Origin of the sequence: Oceanobacter sp. 1_MG-2023, from assembly GCF_030689025.1 — a bacterium.
Taxonomy (GTDB): domain Bacteria; phylum Pseudomonadota; class Gammaproteobacteria; order Pseudomonadales; family Oceanobacteraceae; genus Oceanobacter.
In genome coordinates, this window is the sequence record NZ_JAUYWA010000003.1 from 115,143 (window position 1) to 138,722 (window position 23,580).

General features: G+C 54.3%; 26 protein-coding genes. 12 read left to right on the top strand and 14 right to left on the bottom strand.

Annotation, left to right across the window (positions count from 1 at the left end; translation table 11 throughout):
- Positions 1-4: 4 nt before the first annotated feature.
- From Q8W22_RS03310 to Q8W22_RS03320, 3 genes are all read right to left on the bottom strand, one after another.
- Positions 5-583 (bottom strand): hypothetical protein, encoded by a 579-nt coding sequence (locus Q8W22_RS03310; RefSeq protein ID WP_303431763.1) that lies wholly within the window; start codon positions 581-583, stop codon positions 5-7.
- Between the two features lie 14 nt (positions 584-597).
- Positions 598-1,059, bottom strand: coding sequence for a hypothetical protein (locus Q8W22_RS03315; protein ID WP_303431764.1), 462 nt, complete (start codon positions 1,057-1,059; stop codon positions 598-600).
- Between the two features lie 71 nt (positions 1,060-1,130).
- Positions 1,131-1,499 carry a hypothetical protein gene (locus tag Q8W22_RS03320; protein WP_303431765.1) on the bottom strand — a complete coding sequence of 123 codons (369 nt, stop codon included), beginning with the start codon at positions 1,497-1,499 and terminating at the stop codon, positions 1,131-1,133.
- Between the two features lie 634 nt (positions 1,500-2,133).
- Between Q8W22_RS03320 and rpsF the strand changes: the two genes are divergently transcribed.
- The 10 genes from rpsF to Q8W22_RS03370 all read left to right on the top strand — a co-directional run bounded on the left by rpsF (position 2,134) and on the right by Q8W22_RS03370 (position 8,631).
- Positions 2,134-2,565, top strand: coding sequence for a 30S ribosomal protein S6 (rpsF, locus tag Q8W22_RS03325; protein WP_303431766.1), 432 nt, complete (start codon positions 2,134-2,136; stop codon positions 2,563-2,565).
- 14 nt (positions 2,566-2,579) lie between these two features.
- Positions 2,580-2,810, top strand: a complete 231-nt coding sequence (gene rpsR, locus Q8W22_RS03330; protein WP_303431767.1) for a 30S ribosomal protein S18 — start codon at positions 2,580-2,582, stop codon at positions 2,808-2,810.
- Between the two features lie 66 nt (positions 2,811-2,876).
- Positions 2,877-3,740 (top strand): hypothetical protein, encoded by an 864-nt coding sequence (locus Q8W22_RS03335; protein ID WP_305451593.1) that lies wholly within the window; start codon positions 2,877-2,879, stop codon positions 3,738-3,740.
- A gap of 29 nt (positions 3,741-3,769) precedes the next feature.
- On the top strand, positions 3,770-4,216 hold the full coding sequence (rplI, locus tag Q8W22_RS03340) for a 50S ribosomal protein L9 (RefSeq protein ID WP_303431769.1): 447 nt from the start codon (positions 3,770-3,772) through the stop codon (positions 4,214-4,216).
- Positions 4,217-4,399: 183 nt separating this feature from the next.
- Entirely contained in the window at positions 4,400-5,785 is a 1,386-nt protein-coding gene (gene dnaB / locus Q8W22_RS03345; protein ID WP_303431770.1) for a replicative DNA helicase, read from the top strand.
- 81 nt (positions 5,786-5,866) lie between these two features.
- Positions 5,867-6,427, top strand: a complete 561-nt coding sequence (locus Q8W22_RS03350) for a GNAT family N-acetyltransferase (protein WP_305451594.1) — start codon at positions 5,867-5,869, stop codon at positions 6,425-6,427.
- The gene (locus tag Q8W22_RS03355; RefSeq protein WP_305451595.1) at positions 6,424-6,996 is read left to right on the top strand and encodes a GNAT family N-acetyltransferase; all 573 of its coding nucleotides are present in this window, start codon (positions 6,424-6,426) and stop codon (positions 6,994-6,996) included. The genes Q8W22_RS03350 and Q8W22_RS03355 overlap by 4 nt, the downstream gene beginning before the upstream one ends.
- Before the next feature lie 77 nt (positions 6,997-7,073).
- Positions 7,074-7,688, top strand: coding sequence for an RNA polymerase factor sigma-70 (locus Q8W22_RS03360; RefSeq protein WP_370693330.1), 615 nt, complete (start codon positions 7,074-7,076; stop codon positions 7,686-7,688).
- A 2-nt stretch (positions 7,689-7,690) separates the two neighbouring features.
- Positions 7,691-7,918 carry a zf-HC2 domain-containing protein gene (locus Q8W22_RS03365; RefSeq protein WP_303431774.1) on the top strand — a complete coding sequence of 76 codons (228 nt, stop codon included), beginning with the start codon at positions 7,691-7,693 and terminating at the stop codon, positions 7,916-7,918.
- Between the two features lie 104 nt (positions 7,919-8,022).
- Positions 8,023-8,631, top strand: coding sequence for a DoxX family protein (locus Q8W22_RS03370; protein ID WP_305451596.1), 609 nt, complete (start codon positions 8,023-8,025; stop codon positions 8,629-8,631).
- Positions 8,632-8,737: 106 nt separating this feature from the next.
- Here the strand turns inward: Q8W22_RS03370 and coq7 are convergent, their stop codons facing one another.
- Positions 8,738-9,391 carry a 2-polyprenyl-3-methyl-6-methoxy-1,4-benzoquinone monooxygenase gene (gene coq7, locus Q8W22_RS03375; RefSeq protein WP_303431776.1) on the bottom strand — a complete coding sequence of 218 codons (654 nt, stop codon included), beginning with the start codon at positions 9,389-9,391 and terminating at the stop codon, positions 8,738-8,740.
- Positions 9,392-9,537: 146 nt separating this feature from the next.
- Between coq7 and Q8W22_RS03380 the strand changes: the two genes are divergently transcribed.
- A complete protein-coding gene (locus Q8W22_RS03380; protein ID WP_303431777.1) occupies positions 9,538-11,037 on the top strand; it encodes an AAA family ATPase in 1,500 nt (499 codons plus the stop codon).
- A 25-nt stretch (positions 11,038-11,062) separates the two neighbouring features.
- Here Q8W22_RS03380 and Q8W22_RS03385 read toward each other — a convergent pair whose 3' ends face one another.
- From Q8W22_RS03385 to prmA, 7 genes are all read right to left on the bottom strand, one after another.
- The gene (locus Q8W22_RS03385; RefSeq protein WP_305451597.1) at positions 11,063-13,402 is read right to left on the bottom strand and encodes a response regulator; all 2,340 of its coding nucleotides are present in this window, start codon (positions 13,400-13,402) and stop codon (positions 11,063-11,065) included.
- A 124-nt stretch (positions 13,403-13,526) separates the two neighbouring features.
- Complete coding sequence (gene purD / locus Q8W22_RS03390; protein ID WP_303431779.1) at positions 13,527-14,813, bottom strand: phosphoribosylamine--glycine ligase; 1,287 nt, start codon at positions 14,811-14,813, stop codon at positions 13,527-13,529.
- 52 nt (positions 14,814-14,865) lie between these two features.
- The gene (purH, locus tag Q8W22_RS03395) at positions 14,866-16,494 is read right to left on the bottom strand and encodes a bifunctional phosphoribosylaminoimidazolecarboxamide formyltransferase/IMP cyclohydrolase (RefSeq protein WP_305451598.1); all 1,629 of its coding nucleotides are present in this window, start codon (positions 16,492-16,494) and stop codon (positions 14,866-14,868) included.
- Between the two features lie 90 nt (positions 16,495-16,584).
- On the bottom strand, positions 16,585-16,899 hold the full coding sequence (fis, locus tag Q8W22_RS03400) for a DNA-binding transcriptional regulator Fis (RefSeq protein ID WP_370693329.1): 315 nt from the start codon (positions 16,897-16,899) through the stop codon (positions 16,585-16,587).
- Positions 16,896-17,885, bottom strand: a complete 990-nt coding sequence (dusB, locus tag Q8W22_RS03405) for a tRNA dihydrouridine synthase DusB (RefSeq protein WP_303431781.1) — start codon at positions 17,883-17,885, stop codon at positions 16,896-16,898. The genes fis and dusB overlap by 4 nt, the downstream gene beginning before the upstream one ends.
- A gap of 130 nt (positions 17,886-18,015) precedes the next feature.
- Entirely contained in the window at positions 18,016-19,737 is a 1,722-nt protein-coding gene (locus Q8W22_RS03410) for a DUF3426 domain-containing protein (protein ID WP_305451599.1), read from the bottom strand.
- 187 nt (positions 19,738-19,924) lie between these two features.
- A complete protein-coding gene (prmA, locus tag Q8W22_RS03415; protein WP_305451600.1) occupies positions 19,925-20,824 on the bottom strand; it encodes a 50S ribosomal protein L11 methyltransferase in 900 nt (299 codons plus the stop codon).
- Between the two features lie 271 nt (positions 20,825-21,095).
- Between prmA and Q8W22_RS03420 the strand changes: the two genes are divergently transcribed.
- Positions 21,096-21,680: a copper chaperone PCu(A)C gene (locus Q8W22_RS03420; RefSeq protein WP_305451601.1), complete on the top strand. Its 585-nt coding sequence runs from the start codon at positions 21,096-21,098 to the stop codon at positions 21,678-21,680.
- Positions 21,681-21,760: 80 nt separating this feature from the next.
- Here the strand turns inward: Q8W22_RS03420 and yacG are convergent, their stop codons facing one another.
- The 3 genes from yacG to Q8W22_RS03435 all read right to left on the bottom strand — a co-directional run bounded on the left by yacG (position 21,761) and on the right by Q8W22_RS03435 (position 23,579).
- Positions 21,761-21,937, bottom strand: a complete 177-nt coding sequence (gene yacG, locus Q8W22_RS03425) for a DNA gyrase inhibitor YacG (protein ID WP_370693331.1) — start codon at positions 21,935-21,937, stop codon at positions 21,761-21,763.
- A gap of 106 nt (positions 21,938-22,043) precedes the next feature.
- The gene (coaE, locus tag Q8W22_RS03430; protein ID WP_370694159.1) at positions 22,044-22,682 is read right to left on the bottom strand and encodes a dephospho-CoA kinase; all 639 of its coding nucleotides are present in this window, start codon (positions 22,680-22,682) and stop codon (positions 22,044-22,046) included.
- Positions 22,683-22,688: 6 nt separating this feature from the next.
- Positions 22,689-23,579 (bottom strand): A24 family peptidase, encoded by an 891-nt coding sequence (locus Q8W22_RS03435; protein ID WP_303431786.1) that lies wholly within the window; start codon positions 23,577-23,579, stop codon positions 22,689-22,691.
- Position 23,580: the final 1 nt, after the last annotated feature.

Here is a 23,580-nt window from a genome sequence, read left to right on the forward strand (position 1 = left end):
GGTGTCAGTCCAGCCTGTTGGGGTGAGGTCGTGCCATGGGCATGGTGCCACTGGATTGGTAGCGCAGCCGAATACGTTCGACCAGTGCTTCCAGCTCTTTGTCGTACAGTGGTTGTTGTCGGGTTGACAGGCCATCGGAGTAGATCAACCGGGTTTGCGGTTGCCAGCGGCATGGGTGCTGTTGTGTCAGCCATTGGTTCAGCAGCGTCATGGGCATATCGGTCAGCCCTTCGAGCAATTCAGCCCCTAGCTGTTGTAGTTGAGTACTGAGCTGCGCCAGGGCGTGCAGGCGGTCATCGTCATAGCAGAATTCGTTGCCCGTGCCGCACAGCACTACTTGTTTACCGTGATAACTCAACTCTTCCAGAATAGGCCAGGCGTCTGCCCAAGGGGTTTCTGGAGTGCCAAAAGCATGGATTGGCAGCGCCATCACCAGGGTGTGGTAGGGCTGGATATCTTCCGGAATACAGCTAAGCAAATTGCACAGCGCGACCGGAGCCCAATGGATATGGTGCTCCAGTGCGCAGGCGGTCGCCGTCGAACAACGACAGCTGCTGTCGTACAGAATAGCGATATCTGTCATTGATGTGGCTCCAGTTAAATCAGGTAGCGGGTAGAGGCTGATAAATCCTGACTCAGGCGGCGGATACAGAGACGCCCTTGTGGCTGCTGCCGATATAAATAGCGCAGGGCAAAAAAGGGCTGATACAGGCTTTCGAGGCACAGTTGCCGACATTGAGGGCTGCAGTCATCGGCAAAAGCTGTGTTACGCAGGTGGCTGTAAAGGCGACGCAGCCAGCTTTCCTGCAAGGCTGGCAGGTGACGGCTGCCGGCCTCTTCTGCCAGTTCCAAGCCGATATCCAGATATTCATTCACCCAGAGTGTCAGTAACACATCGCTGTGTTGCTGCGGAATCAACTGCTCCAGTTGTTCCAGTCGCCGGCTGTTGCTGGACCCGGAAGTCAGTTGTGGCCAGGGGTTATTGCTGCGGCTGCCGGAGTCAGGGATGGCATTGATCTGGGCAGGTTGCGTCGGAAAGGCGAGTAGCGTGGCGGACATAAGCGTGGTCTCTTTCTGATCAGGTCAAGACCACTCTAATGATAATTATTCTTATTTGCAATAGAGAATGATTATTTCCATTCGAATGGCTTTTCCTGTCCATGGGTCAGCTTGACCCAGCCTGGCTGGTCTTCGGTTTCAGATTCTTTCCAAACGCGGGCAGCACAGCGAATCTCGGTTTCCAGCACATGATGGGCCGAACGGGCACATTCGAGATCATCTGCCCATGGCGTATGGTTCTGCTTGATCCATAGACTGTCGAAATTACCTTCTGCCCGGACGGTAAACACCATGTCCATATTTTCACAACGCCAGAAGTGGCTGTTACCCTTGAGGGTTGTGTCGGTGACGGGGCCAATACTGGATTCGAGCCAGGCACGTACTTGCTCCGGTTCGGCTTTTAACAGGTAAATTTCGATATCAGGGAGAGTGGAAGTCATCGTTGTAGCTGTGCCTCTGAAGAGTCGGGATCTATTTGCGCAATATACCCCAAGGCTGTGCAGATTGCGCCGTTTGGCGTTATCCTGAATGTGACGGTGCTGGTATGAAACGCAGCGTGTGGCGAGCGGAAAGAACAAGAAAGAAAAAGGTAAAACGGTGAGAAAGCGGCAAGAAAATCGCCCGTAACCAATAACAGTGCCATTGTTGTTGGTTACGGGCGTTGCTTAGCGCAAAGGCTGAAAGCGCTGACGGAATCAGATCAGTGCCCCAGCAGATGGGAATCGAGCTACCCTCATAGCCCGCAAGCAGAATAACTCCCGGGTTATGTAGCAGCAATGTGACTGGATGCCGCAGCAAGGCCTGTGCGGTACCTGTGCTGGGTTGGCCAGCCATACCAAACACAAAAATCCGGAATAAGGGGCCGTGCATCCCGCCGCGATCACAGCACTCGCAAGGAATACGTTTCCTGTTTGTTTTTTCACCGTTATTCTGGTAAATTCCGCGCTCCTTTTTATCCGTACACTATTGTTAAATCCGCGGTGCTGTTTACAGCGCCACTGCGGCTGATAATAAAAACGGACTCCTTGTCTTACCGGATTGGCCGGAAGGCTTTTTACCCATAAGGAGCTGACAATGCGTCACTACGAAATCGTTTTTCTGGTTCACCCAGATCAAAGCGAACAAGTTCCAGCGATGGTTGAGCGTTACACCGCGACTATCGAAGGCACTGCAGGATCTATCCACCGTTTCGAAGATTGGGGCCGTCGTCACCTGGCTTACCCGATCAACGATGTTCATAAAGCACACTATATTCTGATGAACGTAGAGTGTACCCAGGAAGCCCTGGACGAACTGACCACCAACTTCCGTTACAACGATGCCATTCTGCGTAACCTGGTGATCCGTCGTAATGAAGCGGTGACTGATGTTTCTCCGATCAAAGCTGCTGAAAGCCGCGAAGATCGTCGTCGTCCTGAGCCGCGCGAAGACAACCGTGAAAAAGCGGTTGAGACTGAAGAATCTGCTACTGAAGATTCTGCCGATTCCGCCAAAGACGAAGATTAAGAGAGGAGTTACTCATGGCACGTTTTTTCCGTCGTCGCAAGTTCTGCCGTTTCACTGCTGAAGGTGTCACAGAGATCGATTATAAAGATCTGGATACCCTGAAAGGCTATGTCACTGAAACCGGCAAGATTGTTCCAAGCCGTATCACTGGTACGCGCGCCAAGTATCAGCGTCAGCTGTCTACTGCTATCAAGCGTGCACGTTATATTGCACTGCTGCCGTATTCAGACGCGCACGATAATTGATTGGTCTTGTTGGTTGGATAAACTGAGCCACAAGCCCGTTTACCTTAATCAACATGAGCATCAAGCATGAAAAATCTGGCTCAATGGGCCATGCAAAGCCGCCAGAGGGTAACTCTGGTTGCGGCCATTGCTTACGCTGTCCCCATGCTGTTTTGGCTGGGAGCAGCGTTCCAGGCGCTGGTGCTGTTGCGTCAGCCCTCCAGGGACAGTCTGCCGATGGTCCTGTGGTCTTCCTTGCCAGCATTGGCATGGATGGCAGCAGGTGATCCGACCCCTGTTCTGGTAGCAGCAGGAACAATCCTGGCTGCTCAGGTACTTCGTTATTCGATTCGTCTTGATTGGGCGATTCTGACGGCGGTGGTACTGGGAGAATTGATTTATTGGTGTTTGCCCTTGTTGTTGGCCGATGTACTGCCGTTGGTAGTGTCCAGTAGCGAGGTTGCCGTCAGTGAAGCGTTAAAATCCAGTCCGGATTTACAAGCGCGCTTGCAACCTCTGGTTGCCCCCATGATTCATGGGGTACTGGCCGCTTTGCACACACTGGTTATTATCTTGTGTCTGTTATTGGGACGCTATTGGCAGAGTGCCTTGTATAACCCGAAAGGGTTTGGCATTGAATTTCGACAGTTGCGTTTGCCGTTGGCATTCACACTGCCTGCCGTACTGGTTGTGTTTACCGCAGGCCAGTTGTTGCCGGGATTGTCTGGCATGGTACCGGTGTTAACCGTGGCCATGATGTTGGCAGGCCTGGCAGTGTTCCATGGCGTGGTGCATGGCACTAACGCCAGCTCGAACTGGCTGTTGCCGATTTATATCGGTCTGGTCGTGTTTGGGCCTTACATGTACACATTACTAATTTTCGTAGCGGTGCTGGATAGCGTACTAGATATCCGCATGCGACTAAAAGACACGGCGTCTGGTGACAAATAGCACCGACTCCCTGTAATGAGGAATCCAAGATGCAAATTATTCTGTTAGAAAAAGTCGCTAACCTGGGTGAACTGGGTGATCAGGTTAACGTTAAGCCTGGTTATGCACGTAACTTCCTGATCCCTAAAGGCAAGGCAGTTCCTGCAACCAAAGCAAACGTTGAACACTTCCAGGCGCGTCGCGCTGAACTGGAAGCGACTGCAGCAGCCAAATTGGCTGAAGCTGAATCCCGTAAAGAGAAAATCGAAGAAATCGAACTGTCTGTTGCCGTTAAAGCCGGTGATGAAGGCAAACTGTTCGGTTCTCTGGGTAATCGCGATATTGCCGACCTGGCTTCTCAAGCCGGCGTTGAATTGGCCAAGGCAGAAGTTCGTCTGCCAACAGGTCCAATCCGCGCAGTTGGTGAATTTGATGTGGCGATTCACCTGCACCCAGAAGTAGAAGCGGTACTGAAACTGCACGTTGTGGCTGAATAAGTAACTGCTGTCAGTCTGTGGATACGGGTTATACCGGTTCACCGGCTGCAAGGAAAAAGGCACTATAGGGAAAGACTCTATAGGGCCTTTTTTTATGCCTGATGCCTGGGCGCCAGGTTGCGTTTCAGCATGCCCGCGACGAGCACAGCGTGTATTGATCAGACAGTATTCAGGAAGGATGGTATGACTGACGACTATCACAACGATGACACGGCAACCACCAGCCAGCGTACCCCTCCGCATTCGGTAGAGGCGGAGCAATCGGTACTGGGGGCCTTGATGCTGGATGAGCGCGCCTGGGAGTCGGTCAGTGAAACACTGCGGGACAACGACTTCTATCGCCATGATCATCGCTTGATTTTTCGTGCTATCCAGCATTTGTCTTCGGTTGAACAAGCCATTGATGTGGTGACGGTAGCAGAAGAACTGGAAGAGCGTGGCCAGCTGGAAAGCATCAAGGGTGGTTCTTATCTGGCCCGTTTGGTCGATATGACACCGTCGATCGAGAACTGCGATGCCTATGCCGAAATTGTTCGTGAGCGCTCGCAGCAGCGCCGCCTGATCGAAGCCGCCAGCGACATCATGCAAAAAGCCTACGAGCCAGGTGGGGATGAAACCCTGACCCTGATCTCGGATGCTGAAAAAGCCATTGCCGAAATCGCCGAAGGCAATCGCAAAGACGGTGGCCCTGAAAAAATTGCCCCGATTCTGAAAAACACCCTCGATCAACTCGATCAGATGTTCAACCAGCCCGATGGCCTGACCGGGCTGACCACCGGGTTTGATCACATTGACCAGCGTACCTCCGGTTTCCAGAAAGCCGATCTGGTGATTGTGGCCGCGCGGCCATCGATGGGGAAAACCACCTTTGCAATGAATCTGGTCGAAAATGCCTTGCTGGCCAGCAAGCGCCCTTGCCTGGTGTTCTCGATGGAAATGCCATCAGAATCGATTGTGATGCGGATGTTGTCGTCGATTGGCAAGATTGATCAGAGCCGGATTCGTAGCGGCAAGCTGATTGAAGAAGACTGGCCCAAGCTCTCCGCCGCTGTCACCATGTTGAAAGACTTGCCACTCTATATCGATGACACCGCCGCCCTGACACCGCAGGAGATGCGTGCCCGCGCTCGCAAGATTTACCGTGAAAGCGGCGATCTGGCCTTGATCATGGTGGATTATCTGCAGCTGATGCAGGTATCAGGAAAATCGGAAGGCCGTACCCAGGAAATTTCCGAAATCTCACGCTCACTCAAAGCCATTGCCAAGGAATTTGAATGCCCGGTGATTGCCTTGTCGCAGTTGAACCGCTCGCTGGAACAACGGCCGAACAAGCGCCCGGTGATGTCAGATCTGAGGGAATCCGGTGCGATCGAGCAGGATGCTGATATTATTCAGTTTATCTACCGCGACGAAGTCTATAACGAAGACACGCCGGAAAAAGGCGTGGCTGAAATTATTACCGGCAAACACCGTAACGGCCCTATTGGTACCGACCGCCTGGCCTTTATTGGCAAGTACACGCGGTTTGAAAATCTGGCCCATGGTTATGATGACTATGGAGATGAATAAAGCGGTGATTGACTGCAGATATTAATACCCGTCACAGCCCGGCAGCAACAGCGCCTGTGACACGTCACTCAGGAATATTGAATGAAATTTACCCCGACGCTGAAATTTAACGGCGGCCGCCTGCGGCCTCTGGAAGCGACAGACCGAGACGCACTGTTTGTGGTTTATCAACAGCCGGAATTACCGGGCCAGCGCCCGCTGGAGCAACCTGAGCAGCTGGATCGCATGATCGAACTCAGTGTGCAAATGGCCGCCACCCAGCGCGGCATGATGTGGGCAATCGAACTGGGTGATGACAACAGTGGTTATCAGTTGCTGGGGATGGCCAGTGCCTATGACTGGCAGCCATCCCTGTTGAAAGTGGCATTACGAATCGACGGTTTACCCCGTTTAACCATGGCTGACCGGGCGGCGGCATTGACTGCCTGTATAAACTTTATGGCGGAAAAATATCACCTGCGCAGCGTTGCGTATGCCTGGATTCAGGGGCAAAGCGACGCCATTCCGGCAATGCTGGAAAGCATCGGTTTCCAGCGCTCCGTGGTGATGCGGGATGGTTGGCGTCTGGGGCAGGATGACTACTGTGACCAGACGCTTTATCACCATATTTTGCCAGCAACAACGGCGGAGGTACGGCTATGAACTGGAATCTGCAAGCGGGGCCTTTTGTAATCCGGTTACCGGTTATTGATCAGGATGGCGATGCCTTGTATGGCTTGCTCAAAGACCCTGATGCCAGTGCCCATATTCCCAAACCACCGATGTATGCATCGGTACAGTCACTGGATGAATTACGTCGTGCCTCGATGAAATTCAAAAGCCGTGAAGGGGCCTGCTGGCTGGTGGAGTGTCACAGCGGCGATGTCGATGCCCTGGCAGAACTGCTGGCGCGTGTCACACTGGACAGTATCAACTGGATGCTGAATAGCGCTCGACTGCAGTGGGAAGTCAGCCCATCCGTTGAGGTTGACGAGCTGGAAACCATTATCGGCGCGATAGAGGCTTTTTGTTTTAATGAGCTGGGATTACATCGACTGGAAGTGGCGCTGTTACCTGGTTCGACCCGGCATGAAGCCTTTCTGGATCAGCTAGGTTATCAGTATGAAGGTTGCTTGCCAGCGCAGCTGGAATTTGACGAGCAATGGCGGGATCTGAACTTGTATGCCCGATTGGCAACTGATGCAATGGTTGAGGCACCAACACCGCTCTGATTGGGCGGTGAGACAACAGGGAGCGTGTTTTTGTCTTTCCGTTTTTATGAACAGAACCAATAAATGTTCCCAGATGGATGAATACATTGACTGACACTCCTAGCAATACGCTCGCTGATCGCCATTTCCTGGAACAATTACGTCACCAGATGTTGTCGTTCGCCCGTCTGCAGTTGAATGACGACCATCTCGCTGAAGATGCCGTACAGGAAGCGCTGGCTGGTGCCCTGAAAAATGCCGATGCATTCAAACGCCAGGCGGCTTTAAAAACCTGGGTCTTTGCCATTCTCAAGAACAAAATCACCGATATCTTGCGGCAGAAGTATCGTTTGCAGGAACATATGCTGCCAGATGATGACGATGGCTGTAAGAATGGTGAGGAGTTGGACGACCAATTGTTTGACCATCGGGGGCATTGGCAAGCTGACGAACGCCCACAGCATTGGGGTGCCCCGCAGCGACTGGTTTATGAGCGGCAGTTCTGGCAAGTTTTTGATGCTTGCCTGAATCATTTGCCCGCACAGCAGGCTCGTGTCTTTATGATGCGGGAATTTCTCGAACTGAGCAGCAACGAAATCTGTTCTGCCCAGTCGGTCAGTGTCAGCAATTTGCACGTCTTGCTGTATCGGGCGCGGCTGCAGTTACGGGAATGCCTGGAAAATAACTGGTTCTCAGGGGCACAGGAGGCATAATCATGATGAATTGTCGTGAAGCAACACGGCTGATGTCGGAAGCACAAGAACGCAAGTTATCGTTGGGAGAAACGGCAGAGCTAAAAATTCATACGATGATCTGCGCTGGCTGTAAAAATTTTGGCCAGCAAATGCAATCATTACGCGGCATGATGCGTTCTTTTGCGCAGGGTGATGACCCGGAAGACAAGCCACCGGGTTGGCAGGGCCACAACAAAGACAACGAATAACGCCGTTCCAGCACTTCTTGTCAGAGGCCAAATGGTGTCGACAGCTTGATAACCCAATGAGGATTGGTACGCGCTGATCCTCTATTTATCAGACAGGAATTTTCATGAGTCTTATCGATATACTCTATCGTCCAGCCGACCGGGTCTTGCGATCGGCGCAACCACTGGATGGCCTTGCCCCTCTGTTGATGCGCCTCTATCTCGCTCCGGTCCTGATGCAGTCCGGCTGGGACAAAATGATGACATTTGATAAGACAGTCAGCTGGTTTGGCAATACAGGCTGGGGGCTGGGCCTGCCCATGCCGGAAGTGCTGGTCGCACTGGTATCGGGCTTTGAATTTTTTGGAGCCTGGCTATTGATTGTCGGCCTGGCCGTTCGCTGGATATCGATTCCGCTGATGTTAATCATGATAATGGCAGCGCTGTCAGTACATTGGCAGTACGGTTGGCTGGCCATTGCCGATGCTTCCAGCTGGTTGGCCAATGAGCGGATTATGGCATCGGCAGAACGGCTGGAAGCCGCTCGTACGATTCTGCAGGAACACGGTCATTACGACTGGCTGACAGGTCGCGGTGCCTTTGCCATATTGAATAATGGCATCGAATTCGCTGCGACCTATTTTATTATGCTACTGAGCCTGTTTTTTACCGGTGGTGGCCGCTATCTGAGTATGGATTACTGGATTGCACGCCGTCATAACCTGTTGCGCTAACGACCGACCGAATAACCCTGGTTGTTATGATGACAGCGGTTATGGCCAGAGGTATGGGCAAACACCGGATACCCCCATACACGGCCACGATAACAAACAACAAGGATCAGATCCGGTACGTCGCCCCGGTCATAACCCTGGACACGGCGCTCATGGCCATCTTGATAGGTAAGGGGAATTTGTGACCACCGGCTTCCAGAGCCGTGGTTGCGTGTCTGGCTTCGTCTTCCAGCATCTGTAATAACACCGCCTTGCTGCGTTCATCCTGCACTGGCAAGGCGCTGAGGTGAGACGTCAGGTGTTTGCATACCTGCTGCTCTGTTGCGGCAACAAATCCCAGACTGACCTTGTCACCGATCTTTCCTGCTGCGGCACCAATACCGAGGGACAAACCATAAAACAGTGGGTTGAGCAGGCTGGTATGGCCGTCCAGTTCCTTGATTCGGGCTTCACACCAAGCCAGGTGATCGATTTCTTCTGCCGCGGCTGTTTCCATTGCCTCGCGCACATCAGCCAGCTTGGCAGTTAATGCCTGCCCCTGATACAAGGCCTGGGCGCAAACTTCACCGGTATGATTAATACGCATCAAGGCGGCGGCATGCTGTCGTTCGGCGTCGGTCATCTCATGCTGCTCACGCTGTTGGGCCGGCGATGGACGTGACGCGGCCGCGGCTCCCGGTACCAGAGTACGCAGGGCCTGGTCGGCACTGGCAAGCAAACGGTCAGGCAAGGAATATTGGCGAGTGGTTGGCTGGCTCATAAAAAGTCTCTCCGCAATGCGGGTATGGCAGGCCATCCCCGGAAAACTGAATCTGCTGACAGTTTACGTTTTTCTGCGTTCTGATGCATGATTCGTATCATCGATATTCCTCCCCTTACTGACAGCCTGACAGAGAGAATCAAAGTATGCAGGATGTACACGACCTGGCCCTGATGCTGGAGCGCCATACGCCCATTCTGGTGATAGAAACCCACGAAGAACCACGGGCGCTGGATTTACTGACGCGGTTGGCGATCAAACGGGGTATGGCACTGCAACAGTGGACCCTGACCGATGGCTTGCGGCGACTGGGGTTTGGTGAAGACCCGGGACTGGAGCAGAGTGAAGTACCGGACCGGGCGCTGATGCATATCAAGCAGCAGCAGCAGGGGGGGATTTTTGTTTTTTGTGATTTGCACCCGTTTCTCTCTGAACCGGCAACGGTCCGCTTGCTGAAAGATATTGCCTTGCAGCATGCCAATGGCGGCAAGACACTGGTCTTGCTCAGTCACCGCCTCACTGTACCGGATGAGTTGATGCGACTGAGCGCACGCTTCCAGCTGCAATTGCCGAATGAGCAGCAACTGATGACCCTGGTGCAGGAAGAAGCGCGTCGTTATACCGCTCAAAGCGGGATGCGGGTCAAAACCGATGAAGCGACGCTGAAGCGGTTGGTTGCCAACCTCCGGGGCTTGACCTATTCCGATGCGCGGCGCTTGATTCGCGGGGCAATTGTGGATGACGGTGCGATTACGGCAGACGATGTGCCCGAAGTCAGCCGGGCCAAACTCCAGTTAATGGATATGGATGGCGTGATGGGGTTTGAGTACGACACCGCCCGCTTTGGCGATGTGGCCGGACTGGATACCATGAAACAATGGCTGCAACGACGGCAGCAGGCGTTCTTGCAAGCTGATGCCAATATGCGGCCCAAGGGAATGCTGCTGTTCGGGGTACAGGGCAGTGGTAAAAGTCTGGCGGCAAAAGCCGTGGCGGGGAGCTGGGGAGTGCCCTTGTTACGGCTCGATATGGGTGCCTTGTACAACAAGTTTTTTGGTGAAACCGAACGTAATTTGCGAGAGGCCCTGCAGCTGGCGGAGCTGATGTCACCATGTGTAGTCTGGATTGATGAAATCGAAAAAGCATTGGCGGGTGAAGGTGGCCAGGACAACGGCGTCAGCCAGCGTTTGCTGGGCACCTTGCTGACCTGGATGGCGGAGCGGCAACAACCGGTGTTTGTGGTCGCAACCGCCAACAATATTCATGCCTTGCCACCGGAGTTGATGCGTAAAGGTCGTCTGGATGAAATCTTTTTTGTCGACTTGCCCGATGCCGGTGTGCGAGAGGCAATTTTCCGCATTCATCTGGGCAAGCGGGGCCATGATGCCGATGCCGTTGATCTGGGATTGCTGGCAGCAGCAACAGAAGGTTTTTCTGGGGCTGAAATTGAGCAGGTGGTGGTAGCAGCCTGGTATGCCAGTTCGGAATCCGGAGTGGCCGACGGTGCCAGCTCCCGACATCAACCGCTGACCACTGCGCAATTGATCGATGCCGCCAATGCTACCCAGCCACTGTCGGTGACGATGGCGGAGCAATTACAGCATTTGCGCCGGTGGGCAACCGGGCGCTCTGTGCTGGCACATTAAGATTAAGTCTATCCAGTAAGTCTGTTCAGTCTTGTTGCGGGTGGTATTTCAGCTCCAGTAACGCCCGTTTCAAGCGTTCGCCACTGGCTGGCTTGGCCAGCAAGTGATAAATACCAACCGCATGTGCCTGCTTTCTGACGGAGCTGATACTGAGACCCGTCAGCATCAATACCCTGGGTTTGTGGGTAATGGCCGAGTCATCCTGAATACGTTGCATCAGCTCAAGACCATTCATGACCGGCATATCCTGGTCGATAATGGCAGCATCAAAAGCCTGCCCTGTGGCGGCCTGGTTGCGCAGCATCGCCAGTGCTTCCTTGCCACTGTAGGTGCTTTCCACTCGAATCCCCCAGCGTCGCACCTGTTTTTCAATCACATTCCGCAGGGAGGCATTGTCATCAACAATCAGAACGCTCATGCCAATCAGGTTGTCGTCATGATCCCGCTTTATCTGAGTCGCGGTATCTTCAGGTTCCATCGGCAGATACAGGGTGAGGGAAGCGGAGTGGTTGGACAGGCTTTCCATCTCCAGTGAGGCTTTCATAAAACGAATCAGATGCCAGCAGACACCCTGATCCCAGGGCGTGTGACTGCTGGCTTGGTTGGCATTGCTAAGCCGCTCCAGAATAATGCGCAAATCATCACGGTGAGTGATGGTGCCCTGGATCTGGATCTGGATTGATACACCATAGATCTGGCTGCGGTTATTCAGCTGTGGACTCAAGTGGGTACGGATTTCCCCCAGCTCTGTGTACGCCAGCAACTGGGAATAGAGGTTGTGCAGCAAGGTATGCAGATGATTACGGTCACCTATCAACCGGGCTGGTAGATCATCGGCCTGGTCTACCATCAGCTCAATCTGTTTGCGATTGGCTCCCAGCTGGAGGTGTTCCAGAATCTTGTTGGTGAGTGCTACCAGATCAAACGGGCGCTGATCCAGCTCCAGATATTCATCCTGAATCTTGGCCAGTACGGAAATTTCATTGGTGATATGCAGCATTTCCTGGCCAGCTTGAGTAATGGTTTCGGTGAAATCCCGCTGGACGTCTGTCAGCGGGGAGTCGGATAGCAGTTCATTCATACCGAGCACGCCGTTGATGGGAGTGCGCAGTTTGTGGGCAATCTGCGACAGAATCTCTGGGTGAATAACACCACCACGATTGGGATACTCGAGAAATTGATCACTCTGGCGGGTGATGCACAGTACCGCCATCACCATGCAGGCGGTCATGATGGACGGCAGCCACAGCGCTATCCATTGGCTGACCGAATCGAGTTCGAGCAGATTGTGATTGATCAGCAGGCCCAGTGAGATACCGATCAGGGTTATCAGGGTGCCGGCCAGCAGCCAGCGTTGTGCCGGCTTGTGATGGCTGCAGCCGGTACCCAGCAAGATTGCCAGCAGCAGCTGCAGCAGCAGTGGTGCCAGGATTTCATTGTAGCTGTATGGCAAGAAAACCAGCAGGATGGCACTCGCTATCGAGCCAATGGCCATGGCTTTCAACAGCTGTCGCACCAATTGGGCATGAGGTCCTTTCCAGCCAAGGAAGTAGGCCGTGAGCACCTGACAGCTGATGGCCGTTCCGGTCATCAGGTCGGTGATGATATTGGATTGTTCAAGCTCAAGATCAAACAGCAAGCCGAGCTGACCGAGCCAGCTGGCAATAAAAATGGTAGAGGCCAGGCAGTAGCCCGACATGCACCAGGCCAGCCAGGAGTTTCGGGTTAATGCCATATTGATAAAATAAGCCGCTGTCGCCAGCAGCCAGCCAGCAACCAGGCCGATGGAGATCGATTGTGATTGCTCGTTCTGCAAAAAATATTGTGGCGTCAGTAGACGGATATCGGTGTTCAGCAGGCTGTTACCGGAGATGGATAATAAATAGCTGCTGGTCGACATGGCGGGCAGTGTCAACAAAAACGGGTGTGCTTGCTGATAACTGCCGGACGACTCGGTAAAACCCTGGATAAACTGGATATTATCGCGATCACTGATATCAAACATCGACACTGTGGGAATGTGATTATTGGAGAGTGCCAGGATGGCCTGCTTTTCAGACGGAAACGGGTTGTACAGACTGATACGTAGCCAGAATGTAGAGCGGCTGGTACCAAAGTGCAGATGCTCGGCATGACTGGGCGTAAAGCGCAGTTGCACCGATTGACTGAGGACATCGTGAATACCCAGCAAGGAATCCGGGTCTTCCAGAATAGAAGCGTAACTGCTGATGGAGTGATTAAAATCCCCCTCAGGGATCAATACCGGACTGCTGGCCCAGCTGCTGTGATTGTAGCTGAGCAGCAGCAGACAAAGCAGCTGTACCAACCAGGATAAATCAAGTCGCCTTGTTGCCATATCAGTCATGGGGGTACCTTGGAGTCTGGCAGTGCAAGCAATGCCCTGCCAGACGGTGATAACGGTGTGGCGGTTGATATTACCACGGCCGTATCACCATTGATTATTACGTTCGGGGGAGTTTGCCGGAATTTTATTGCTGCTCGCGGGCAATGGCACGATAGCCAATATCGGTACGGTAAAACATATCTTGCCAGCTGACTTGCTGCGCCAGCTGATAAGCGGCCTGCTGGGCCTCACTCACGGTATTGCCCAACGCCGTGGCGCAAAGTACGCGGCCACCAGCGGTCAATACATCGCCATTATCCGCTGTTTTGGTACCGGCATGGAACACCTTGCTGGTGTGACTGTTGTCGGCAGGCAAGGAGATGACATCGCCTTTGCGGTAGTCCGCCGGATAGCCGCCAGCCGCCAGTACAACACCGAGGGCCGGGCGTTCATCCCAGTCGGCAATTTCCGTGTCCAGCGTACCTTCCAGCGCTGCCAGACAATGGGCAACGATATCGGATTTCATCCGCAGCATGATTGGTTGGGTTTCCGGGTCACCAAAGCGGCAGTTGTATTCAATAACCTTGGGCGTTCCGTCGGCATCGATCATCAAACCAGCGTAGAGAAAACCGGTGTAATCATTGCCTTCAGCGGCCATGCCTTGCACGGTCGGGTAAATCACCTCGGACATAATGCGATCATGAATGGCCGGTGTTACCACAGGAGCAGGAGAGTAAGCGCCCATGCCGCCGGTGTTGGGGCCGGTATCGCCATTACCAACGCGTTTGTGATCCTGGCTGGTGGCCATGGTCAACACGTTTTTGCCATCCACCATAACGATAAAGGAGGCTTCTTCACCGCTGAGGAATTCTTCGATAACCACGCGGCAACCGGCATCACCAAAGGCATTGCCAGACAGCATGTCTTGCACGGCCTCTTCGGCCTGGGCCAGGGTTTCTGCCACAATCACGCCTTTACCTGCCGCCAGACCATCGGCCTTGACTACAATCGGTGCGCCTTTTTCACGCAGATAAGCCAGTGCTGGCTCAAGCTCGGTGAAATTCTGGTATTCCGCGGTAGGAATCTGCTGGCGAGCCAGAAAATCCTTGGTAAACGCCTTGGAGCCTTCCAGCTGGGCAGCTCCGGCCGACGGGCCAAAGATTTTCAGACCGGCGGCCTGAAACCGGTTCACAATACCGCCAACCAGGGGCGCTTCCGGGCCAACAATGGTCAGGCCAATGGCGTTGGTTTCGGCAAATTGTTGCAGACCATCAAAATCCATCACATCGATGGCGACGTTGACCATATTGGCTTCGCGGGCGGTGCCTGCGTTACCGGGAGCGACAAACACCGTGTCGACCTGCGGAGATTGCAGGGCTTTCCAGGCCAGTGCGTGTTCGCGGCCACCGGAACCTATGATTAGTACTTTCATGATTATTCTCCGAACCGTCAGACGCCTGCTGGCAGGCGCCTGATCAGACTGTTTAGTGGCGGAAGTGACGCATTCCGGTAAAGACCATGGCAATACCGGCTTCGTCGGCCGCCGCAATGACTTCATCGTCGCGGATCGAACCGCCGGGCTGGATAATGGCCTTGATGCCATTGGCTGCAGCGTTATCGATGCCATCACGGAACGGGAAGAAGGCATCCGATGCCATTACGGCACCTTCGACAGCCAAACCGGCATGTTCTGCCTTGATCGCAGCAATCCGGGCAGAGTTCACACGGCTCATCTGACCGGCACCGACCCCAACGGTTTGACGCTGTTTGGCGTAAACAATGGCGTTGGATTTAACAAACTTGGCCACTTTCCAGGCAAATACCAGATCGTTGATTTCTGCTTCGGTCGGCGCTCGCTGGGTAACGACTTGCAGGTCGTCAGAGCGGATCATGCCGTGGTCGCGTTCCTGTACCAACAAACCACCGTTCACCCGTTTGAAATCGAGTGCCGGGGCACGTTCGGCAGGCCATTGGCCACAAACCAGCAAGCGTACGTTTTTCTTGGCTTCGATGACGGCTGCGGCAGCATCAGTGACCGCCGGAGCAATAATCACCTCAACAAACTGACGCTCGACAATAGCGGTTGCGGTGTCGGCATCCAGTTCACGGTTAAAGGCGATAATGCCGCCAAACGCGGACTCGGTGTCCGTGGCAAAGGCCAGATCGTAGGCTTTGCGGATGCCACCATCGGCTTCCGGTACCACGGCGACACCACAAGGGTTGGCGTGCTTGACGATGACACAGGCCGGCTTGGTGAACGACTTGACGCATTCCAGAGCGGCATCGGTATCGGCCACATTGTTGTACGACAGCGCTTTGCCCTGTATCTGTTTGGCGGTGGCGATAGAGGCTTCCTGGGGATCGGCTTCCACATAAAAAGCGGCTTGCTGGTGCGGGTTCTCGCCATAGCGCATGTCTTGCGCCTTGATAAACTGGCTGTTGAACGTTTGCGGGAAGTCCAGCCGTGTATCGACGCTGAGTTCATCTGCCGACTGGTCGATGGTGCCGAGGTAGTTGGCGATCATGCCGTCGTAAGCCGCGGTATGTTCGAAGGCTTTTAATGCCAGGCTGAAGCGGGTCTTGTAGCTCAGACCACCGGACTTGAGTTCGTCGAGGACACTGCTGTAATCGCTGCTATTCACCAGAATCGCGACATGAGCGTGGTTCTTGGCGGCAGAGCGCACCATGGTTGGGCCACCGATATCGATGTTTTCAATGGCCAGTGGCAAGTCGCAATCCGGGCGGGCGACGGTTGCGGCAAACGGGTACAGATTGACAACCACCATATCGATGGTGTTGATGCCATGCTCTGCCATTACCGCATCGTCCTGGCCCCGACGGCCGAGAATACCGCCGTGTACCTTGGGGTGCAGGGTCTTGACGCGACCGTCCATCATTTCAGGGAAACCGGTGTAATCGGAGACTTCTACTGCGGCTACCTGGTTATCACACAGCAGTTTGTAGGTACCACCGGTGGAGAGAATTTCTACTCCCAGCTCAACCAGAGACTGGGCAAATTCAACAATACCGGTTTTATCGGAAACGCTGATCAGGGCGCGGCGAACAGGCGTACTGCCTGACTGTGACGGAGCGGTCGGAGTGCTGTGGCTCATAGTATTCCTGGCAACAAGTTGGCTAACATTATTCGATATCTGAAAAACAAAAAGCGGCCTTGCAGCCGCTATGATCTGTTTGTATGCCGGTTAAAGCATGCCGTACTGCTTGAGTTTTTTACGCAGTGTGCCACGGTTCAGACCGAGCACAACGGATGCCTTGGTTTGGTTGTCGCGGGTATATTTCATTACCGTTTCGAGTAATGGAACTTCTACTTCTGACAAGACCATGTCGTAAATCCCGGCAACATCCTGGCCATCCAGTTGATCGAAATAGTTCTGTAACGCCTGTTCGACACTGTCGCGCAGGGTCTGGTTGGACGCCATTGGCGTTTCCAGTCGGATGTGCTGTTCTGCTGGTTCGGTCACTGTATCAACCTTCTTGATATAGGCTTGGGTATTCATGCGGCAATCTCCCTCGAGTTCCTGATCCCCAGGAAAAACTGACGAACGGCGTGTCCTTGTTCGTCAATGGAATCCAATTGGTTGAACTGGCGGCGAAAGTCTTCGCCACCGGGTTGTCTGGCGATATACCAGCCAACATGCTTGCGAGCGATACGCAGCCCGAGATAATCGCCATAAAAGGCGTACAGGGCTTGCAGGTGGGCTTGCAAGGTTTGATAAATTTCGTTTGGCGGTGGTGCTTCCGGTTCGGCTCCGGTGGCCAGAAACTGATTGATCTGCTGAAAGATCCAGGGGTTTCCCTGGGCGGCGCGACCAATCAACACACCGTCGGCACCGGTATAATGCATGACCTCAACCGCTTTTTGCGGTGTGGTGATATCACCATTGGCAAATACCGGAATCGATACCGATTGCTTGACTGCCCGTATGGTGTCGTACTCAACGGTATTCTTGTAGCCGCAGGCCCGGGTGCGGCCATGAACGGCCAGCGACTGAATGCCGAGTGCTTCTGCCATGCTGGCAATGACATCGGCATTACGGTGTTCGGGTGCCCAGCCCGTCCGCATTTTCAGCGTGACGGGTACGTCGACGGCAGCAACGACGGCTTGTAGAATTTCACGCACCAGACCTTCGTCTTTCATCAGCGCTGAACCGGCGGCCTTGTTACACACCTTTTTGGCCGGGCAGCCCATATTGATATCGACAATATGAGCCCCCTGGGCCACAGCATAACGCGCACCTTCTGCCAGCGATTCGGGGTCTCCCCCGGCAATCTGGATAGCAATCGGCTCGGGTTCGCCACTGTGATCGAGCCGCTGTCGCGACTTGCGGGTCGCGCGCAGGTCGGGGTTGGCGGCGATCATTTCACCAACCACCAGGCCAGCTCCGAGACGTCGACACAGGCGTCGAAACGGAAGGTCAGTGACCCCCGCCATCGGTGCCAGCACGGCGGGGCTGGTTAGCGTGTATTTACCAATTGTGGGCATGGATAGCTATGGACTGATCAAAAAGTGTGCGGAAAAAAGTGGCGCTATCATACTCGGATGAATCCGTTGAATAAAGGCCACTTTGCCAACAAATATGGCATTTTTCTTACAGCCTGTGGTTATTCCGGAATTACTGATTGTCTACCAGTTGTACCGCGTAGCTGACGGCATTTTGACCAGGGTCAAGAATCTCCAGGGCAATATGTACCGGTGTTCTGCCGGGCATGCTGTGTTGCCCTGCTACCTCTCCGGCCAGATATTCGGCGGGGGTGAATTGGCGACTGGCAATAACGTTTTCATTCAGGTCGCGGAAAATCAGTACCAGATCCGGGAACGGCTGCTCAAATTCCGAGTTGTTCAGCAGCAGAGTATCGACGACCAGGGCGTTGGCAATGGTCGGGTGAGTACGTACCACCAGGTTGCGGGTCGACATGGTGCGGACATCCTGAACATGGGGTAACTGACAGCCAAGTACGGAACAGATGGTTTGATACAGAGGGCGTGTGCCAGGGCTTCTTGACCACTGGTCAAAGTTGAAATACAGCACTTGCCCAGCCAGCAGTACCAGTAACACCATGGCGGCAATCAGCCAGCCGGTTTCTGCCCGTTTTTGCTTGTCGGTATCGAGCTGTAAGGGTGTTGCATGGATATTGCCAGCCAATTCCTGATGGCGTGACGGTTGTCCGAAACCGGGTGGCAAGCTGTTTTCGGGCGTGTCACGGTCGTTTGAGTCCGCGGGCTGTACCGGGGCCAGTTCAAAACTGATGGCCGGTTTGCTCTGGTTGAGCGTGCTGCTGGCAGTGGTTGTAGTGGCAGCCGCTGCCACGTTGGGGGCAGGGGGGCGTTGACGTGGCGCTGCCTTGCTGGTGTCAGACAAACCCAGTTCGCGAGTAATTTCTGCTGGTGGTTCGTTATCGTCGTCGTCATTCAGTAACGCTCTGGCCCAGGCTTCGTCATCGTCCTCAGCATCGTCGTCTTCGATTTCTTCTTGCAGGCTGACATCGTAGCTCAGCGGGGAGGTGCCCATGATATCGAGATCGATCAGCGAGTCGTCAATATCAAGACTGGAGCTGGGTGCCGGACGGTCGAGGTATTCGGGTTCCCGCAGACCAAGATCAGCAAAGGGGTCATCGGCAATAACGTCGTTATCATCCGGTTGATCCATGTCGTCGTGGATCAGCAGGTCGTCATCATCGTCGTCTGGCTGTTCGTTCTCAGGCTGGCTGTTGTGTTGCTCATCCGGTTGATGGCTGGGCTGTGCACGGCTTTGACTTTCCAGGGTGATTGAGTCGTCGAAACCGTCGAGCCTATCGGTATCAAGAAATTCCAGACCGTCGTCCTGGTTTTCCTGGTCATTACTGGCGCTGCCAAACAGGCTGTCGAGCAATTCGTCGGTGGAGACTTCTTGCTGGGACTCGAGGTTGATGGAACCCAATGTGTCGGTGTCGCTGGCTGCGGTTGTCGGAGTAGCCGCAGGGGTGGATGAGGTGTCACCAGAAGGAGTGACTGTCGCTTTGGGTGTGTTCGGTCTGTCTTTACCGGGTTTGGCGGCGGCCGCTGCCATTGCGGCCGCCGCTGCCGCTCCGGCGATGGTCTGGTCAGTCCGTGGTCTGGCGGTGTTGGTTGCTGCTGTTTTGGGGGCTGATACGTTGGGTGTGCCTGTGCCTGTGCCTGTGCTGGGTTTGGTTGATTTGAGAGCGTCTTCATCGGTCGGGCTGACCAGATGGTTCAGGGCGTTGAAAATCTGCAGGCAAGAGCCACAGCGGACATTGCCTTTGGCGATCGTGAGGTGTTCGTCGCGGACGCGAAAACTGGTTTGGCAATGTGGGCAGCGAGTCACATGCGTGGCCATGATGAATCCTCAGGGTTATTCCGGTTGTTCAAAACAGTAAATGCGCCAATGGCGAATGCCGGGATGCTTTGGCCACTTGATACCCTATGGTGTGTATCAAGTGGCTGCTACAAGGCAGGCGATCGGATGGGCGCGTGAGCTCCGTGCTCCTGGTCGGCACTGCCAAACGGACTCAGCAAGCGGCGGCCTATCCCTGGCGACGGGTGCCAGAGATAATAACCCAATCTTCTTGTTGCTTTGGTGTATCCATCACAAACCACTCGTTATAACGCTGAATAACCTCGTTTGCCTGTTGTGAGAGCAGGCCGGACAGCGCTAATTTACCACCGGCGCGTGTTAATTGGGCCAGAACCGGTGCCAGTTCGTTTAATGGCCCGGCCAGAATATTGGCCACGGTGACATCTGCCTGAACCGCAGGTGCTTGCGGTGGCAAGTACACCTCAAAGCGCTCTGGCGCTATATCATTACGTTGGGCGTTGTCGCGGGTAGCGGTCAGTGCCTGGGGGTCGATATCGATACCCACCATCGAACTGGCTCCCAGCAGGAGTGCCGCCATACCCAGAATGCCGCTGCCACAACCAAAGTCGACCACCAGTTCATTCCCCTGAATCTGTTCATCCAGATAGCGCAAGCACAGGGCGGTGGTTGGGTGGGTGCCGGTGCCGAAGGCAAGGCCGGGGTCGAGCATCAGATTAACGGCATCTGGCTGGGGTGGCTTGCACCAGCTTGGACAGACCCACAGTCGTGGGCCAAATTGCATGGGTTTATAGGTATCCATCCAGGCTCGGACCCAGTCCTTGTCTTCGACCTGCTCCCACAACAAGTCAACCGGGCCACTGCCGCCTTCGGCAGCAAACATCAGCGGAAATTGTTCCACTACGGCATCGGTATGGGTCTCGGCATCAAACAGACCGATAATCTGGGTGTCGTCCCATATCGGCGTCGTGCCCAGTTCAGGCTCCAGAATCGGTTGGTCGGCATTGTCTTGCAGAGTCACTGACAAGGCTCCCAGAGCCAGCAGGGCGTTTTCACAGGCTTCTACTTGTGCTGCCTTGGCTTGAATGCGCAGTTGAACCCATTGACTCATGATCTGTCTCCGATGCTGGGCCGGGGAGTCATCAGGAAATACGTTAACCCGGACTCACGGCAAAGCGCGGAGTGTGCCGAAAATATCCACAAGCGTCCAGTGGAGCGGCAAGGCCGGTGAGGTATGACGCTGTACCGGTGAGGCTGACTTCAGCCTGTGACATTTTGTCGCTGTATGCCGTGATGGCGGTCACCAGCATCCCTTGGTTTGCTTGTTATACTCGCCAGCTTATCAATAAAGACTATCAATAAAGACAACCAAGGATACCGTTATGATTCGTTGCCGCCAGGTGCGCCCGTTATCGACTCACAGCCAGCCTCTTTCTATCGCCCAACGCGGCGTCAATTCGCTGCGCTGGGCCAGTCTGGCACTGGTATTGGCTGCCACCAGTCTGACTGTACAGGCGGATGGCAAGCACGACGACAAGGGCCATGATATGAGTCATATGAAGGGTATGGAAAGCGTGGAGCATAGCGCCGGTGGCAAGCTGGACATCAGTCATGCCACGGTACGCGCCCCCATTCCAGGACGGGCCATGAGCGCCGCGTTCATGACGTTGACCAACAAGAGTGCCAAACCGGATCGGTTGGTGAGTGCCAAATCCAGCTGGACTGACCATATCGAAATACACACGCACATCCATGAAGACGGGGTGATGAAAATGCGTCAGATTAATGGGTTGGATATTCCTGCTGGACGTGTGGTTACCCTGAAACCCGGTGGTTTGCATCTGATGTTGTTTGGGCTGAAACAACCCTTGCCTGCCGCTATTGGAGGGTCGTTACCGTTGACGCTGTGTTTTGAGCATACAGGTTGCCAAAACATCAGCGCCAAGTTGGTGGATATGCGTCAATAACAGCGCCAGACCAATGTCGCTGCTGGCTGGGTTCTGCCTGGCCAGCGCTTCGCCTGCAGGCCGTGATTCACTGCGGTGTATTAATACAAATCGTCCGACATCAAATCATTCTCATCCTGACTGCCGGGAATCCGATGGGATTCACTGGCCCACTCCCCCAGGTCAATCAGCTGGCACCGCTCACAACAAAATGGCCGGAATCGGCTGGCGGCTGTCCAGGGAACGGATTTCTGGCAGGTTGGACATTCAACCGCCAGCACGGCATCGTTGGCGGCAGAATGGCTGGTGGTCGGTGTGGCGGTGGGGGAATTGCTCATGCTGGATGCCTCGTCTGGCGAATCAATGGTCGTTGTCCTGTGATGTTTAAGAGGGTCGTACCGAAGACGCCAACGACAGATAGCCTTGATGCAGCTGGTCGAGTTGCTGCTGCAGGTCTGTCAGCGGGCCAGAATTATCGATAATGTCATCCGCCCGTTGTAATCGCTCATTCCGGCTGATCTGCGCTTTGATGATACGGCGGATCTGTTCTTCGGAATTGTCATCACGCTGGCTGGCGCGTTGCAGCTGCAGGGATTCTGGCAGGTCAATCACCAGGGTACGATGCACCAGCGCCTGCTGGCCACTCTCGAATAACAAGGGTGATGCCAGAACGGCATACGGCCCCGCCGCCTGCGCCAGTTGTTGCAGCGTGTGCTGGCGTATGACGGGGTGAGTCTGTTGCTCCAGCCAGTGGCGCTCTTGTGGATGTTCGAAGATCCGGCTGCGTAACCAGGCGCGATTCAGTTGCTGGTCAGGCTGCAGTACCTCGTCACCAAAGTGCGCCACAATCGCCTGCCAGGCCGGTTGGCCGGGTTCAACAACCTGACGGGCGACCTGGTCAGAATCAACCACATGGATGCCTTTATTGGCAAGATAGTCCGAAGCGGCGGTTTTGCCAGAACCGATACCACCCGTAATGCCCAATACCCAGTTCAATGGCATGGCTCCTGTCTGTCGTTTCATCGGGAATCAGTGCATACCGCCCAGGTACCAATGAATCAGGTCATTCCCCCACAAGGCCGCAATCCAGCCAGCCATGGCCAGATAGGGGCCAAACGGGATAGGCAGGTTTTTGTCGCGGCCAAGAATAATCACCCCGGCAATGCCAACCACTGCGCCCACGGCGGACGACAGTAAAATAATCAGCAGAATACTTTGGTAACCCAACCAGGCTCCCAGTGCTGCCAGTAGTTTGAAATCACCAAAACCCATGCCTTCTTTGCCGGTGACCAGCTTGAACAGCCAGAACACCGACCAGAGGCTGAGATAACCAATGGCAGCTCCCCATACAGCAGAGTTCAGATCGGTAAACAGCCCCTGGGTATTCACCAGCAAGCCCAGCCAGAGTAATCCCAGTGTCAGCGTATCGGGCAGGATCTGATGATCAATATCAATTACCGACATGGTAATCAGCAGCCAGGTAAACACCAGCATGGCGGCCAGCTGCCAGCCCCAGGGAAAGGCGATGATCAGCGTCAGGCTGAATAGCGCAGTGACCAGTTCAACGATGGGGTAGCGCCAGCCAATCGGGTTGGCACAGCCAGCGCAGCGGCCCTTTAACAGGAAAAAGCTGAGAAGCGGAATATTCTGCCAGGCCTTGACGGGCGTTTGGCACTTGGGGCAATGGGAATGAGGCGTTACCAGGTTATACGGTTTGTCCAGATCATCCAGTGCCGGGTGAGCTGGCAGCTGGTCGATATCCTGGCATTCCAGCTTCCAGGCCCGGAACATCATGATTGGCAAGCGCAGAATAACCACATTCATAAAACTGCCGAGTAATAACCCCAGCACACCAATAAACAGAACCTGCAGCAGCCAGTGACTGCCGATCAGGGCAAACAGTTGTGATAGATTTTCCATG

What these genes read in the sequence shown, in the direction of transcription:
- Q8W22_RS03310 (WP_303431763.1), bottom strand. Translation starts at nt 583, where the DNA reads ATGACAGATATCGCTATTCTGTACGACAGCAGCTGTCGTTGTTCGACG.
- Q8W22_RS03315 (WP_303431764.1), bottom strand. Translation starts at nt 1,059, where the DNA reads ATGTCCGCCACGCTACTCGCCTTTCCGACGCAACCTGCCCAGATCAAT.
- Q8W22_RS03320 (WP_303431765.1), bottom strand. Translation starts at nt 1,499, where the DNA reads ATGACTTCCACTCTCCCTGATATCGAAATTTACCTGTTAAAAGCCGAA.
- rpsF (WP_303431766.1), top strand. Translation starts at nt 2,134, where the DNA reads ATGCGTCACTACGAAATCGTTTTTCTGGTTCACCCAGATCAAAGCGAA.
- rpsR (WP_303431767.1), top strand. Translation starts at nt 2,580, where the DNA reads ATGGCACGTTTTTTCCGTCGTCGCAAGTTCTGCCGTTTCACTGCTGAA.
- Q8W22_RS03335 (WP_305451593.1), top strand. Translation starts at nt 2,877, where the DNA reads ATGAAAAATCTGGCTCAATGGGCCATGCAAAGCCGCCAGAGGGTAACT.
- rplI (WP_303431769.1), top strand. Translation starts at nt 3,770, where the DNA reads ATGCAAATTATTCTGTTAGAAAAAGTCGCTAACCTGGGTGAACTGGGT.
- dnaB (WP_303431770.1), top strand. Translation starts at nt 4,400, where the DNA reads ATGACTGACGACTATCACAACGATGACACGGCAACCACCAGCCAGCGT.
- Q8W22_RS03350 (WP_305451594.1), top strand. Translation starts at nt 5,867, where the DNA reads ATGAAATTTACCCCGACGCTGAAATTTAACGGCGGCCGCCTGCGGCCT.
- Q8W22_RS03355 (WP_305451595.1), top strand. Translation starts at nt 6,424, where the DNA reads ATGAACTGGAATCTGCAAGCGGGGCCTTTTGTAATCCGGTTACCGGTT.
- Q8W22_RS03360 (WP_370693330.1), top strand. Translation starts at nt 7,074, where the DNA reads ATGAATACATTGACTGACACTCCTAGCAATACGCTCGCTGATCGCCAT.
- Q8W22_RS03365 (WP_303431774.1), top strand. Translation starts at nt 7,691, where the DNA reads ATGATGAATTGTCGTGAAGCAACACGGCTGATGTCGGAAGCACAAGAA.
- Q8W22_RS03370 (WP_305451596.1), top strand. Translation starts at nt 8,023, where the DNA reads ATGAGTCTTATCGATATACTCTATCGTCCAGCCGACCGGGTCTTGCGA.
- coq7 (WP_303431776.1), bottom strand. Translation starts at nt 9,391, where the DNA reads ATGAGCCAGCCAACCACTCGCCAATATTCCTTGCCTGACCGTTTGCTT.
- Q8W22_RS03380 (WP_303431777.1), top strand. Translation starts at nt 9,538, where the DNA reads ATGCAGGATGTACACGACCTGGCCCTGATGCTGGAGCGCCATACGCCC.
- Q8W22_RS03385 (WP_305451597.1), bottom strand. Translation starts at nt 13,402, where the DNA reads ATGACTGATATGGCAACAAGGCGACTTGATTTATCCTGGTTGGTACAG.
- purD (WP_303431779.1), bottom strand. Translation starts at nt 14,813, where the DNA reads ATGAAAGTACTAATCATAGGTTCCGGTGGCCGCGAACACGCACTGGCC.
- purH (WP_305451598.1), bottom strand. Translation starts at nt 16,494, where the DNA reads ATGAGCCACAGCACTCCGACCGCTCCGTCACAGTCAGGCAGTACGCCT.
- fis (WP_370693329.1), bottom strand. Translation starts at nt 16,899, where the DNA reads ATGAATACCCAAGCCTATATCAAGAAGGTTGATACAGTGACCGAACCA.
- dusB (WP_303431781.1), bottom strand. Translation starts at nt 17,885, where the DNA reads ATGCCCACAATTGGTAAATACACGCTAACCAGCCCCGCCGTGCTGGCA.
- Q8W22_RS03410 (WP_305451599.1), bottom strand. Translation starts at nt 19,737, where the DNA reads ATGGCCACGCATGTGACTCGCTGCCCACATTGCCAAACCAGTTTTCGC.
- prmA (WP_305451600.1), bottom strand. Translation starts at nt 20,824, where the DNA reads ATGAGTCAATGGGTTCAACTGCGCATTCAAGCCAAGGCAGCACAAGTA.
- Q8W22_RS03420 (WP_305451601.1), top strand. Translation starts at nt 21,096, where the DNA reads ATGATTCGTTGCCGCCAGGTGCGCCCGTTATCGACTCACAGCCAGCCT.
- coaE (WP_370694159.1), bottom strand. Translation starts at nt 22,682, where the DNA reads ATGAAACGACAGACAGGAGCCATGCCATTGAACTGGGTATTGGGCATT.
- Q8W22_RS03435 (WP_303431786.1), bottom strand. Translation starts at nt 23,579, where the DNA reads ATGGAAAATCTATCACAACTGTTTGCCCTGATCGGCAGTCACTGGCTG.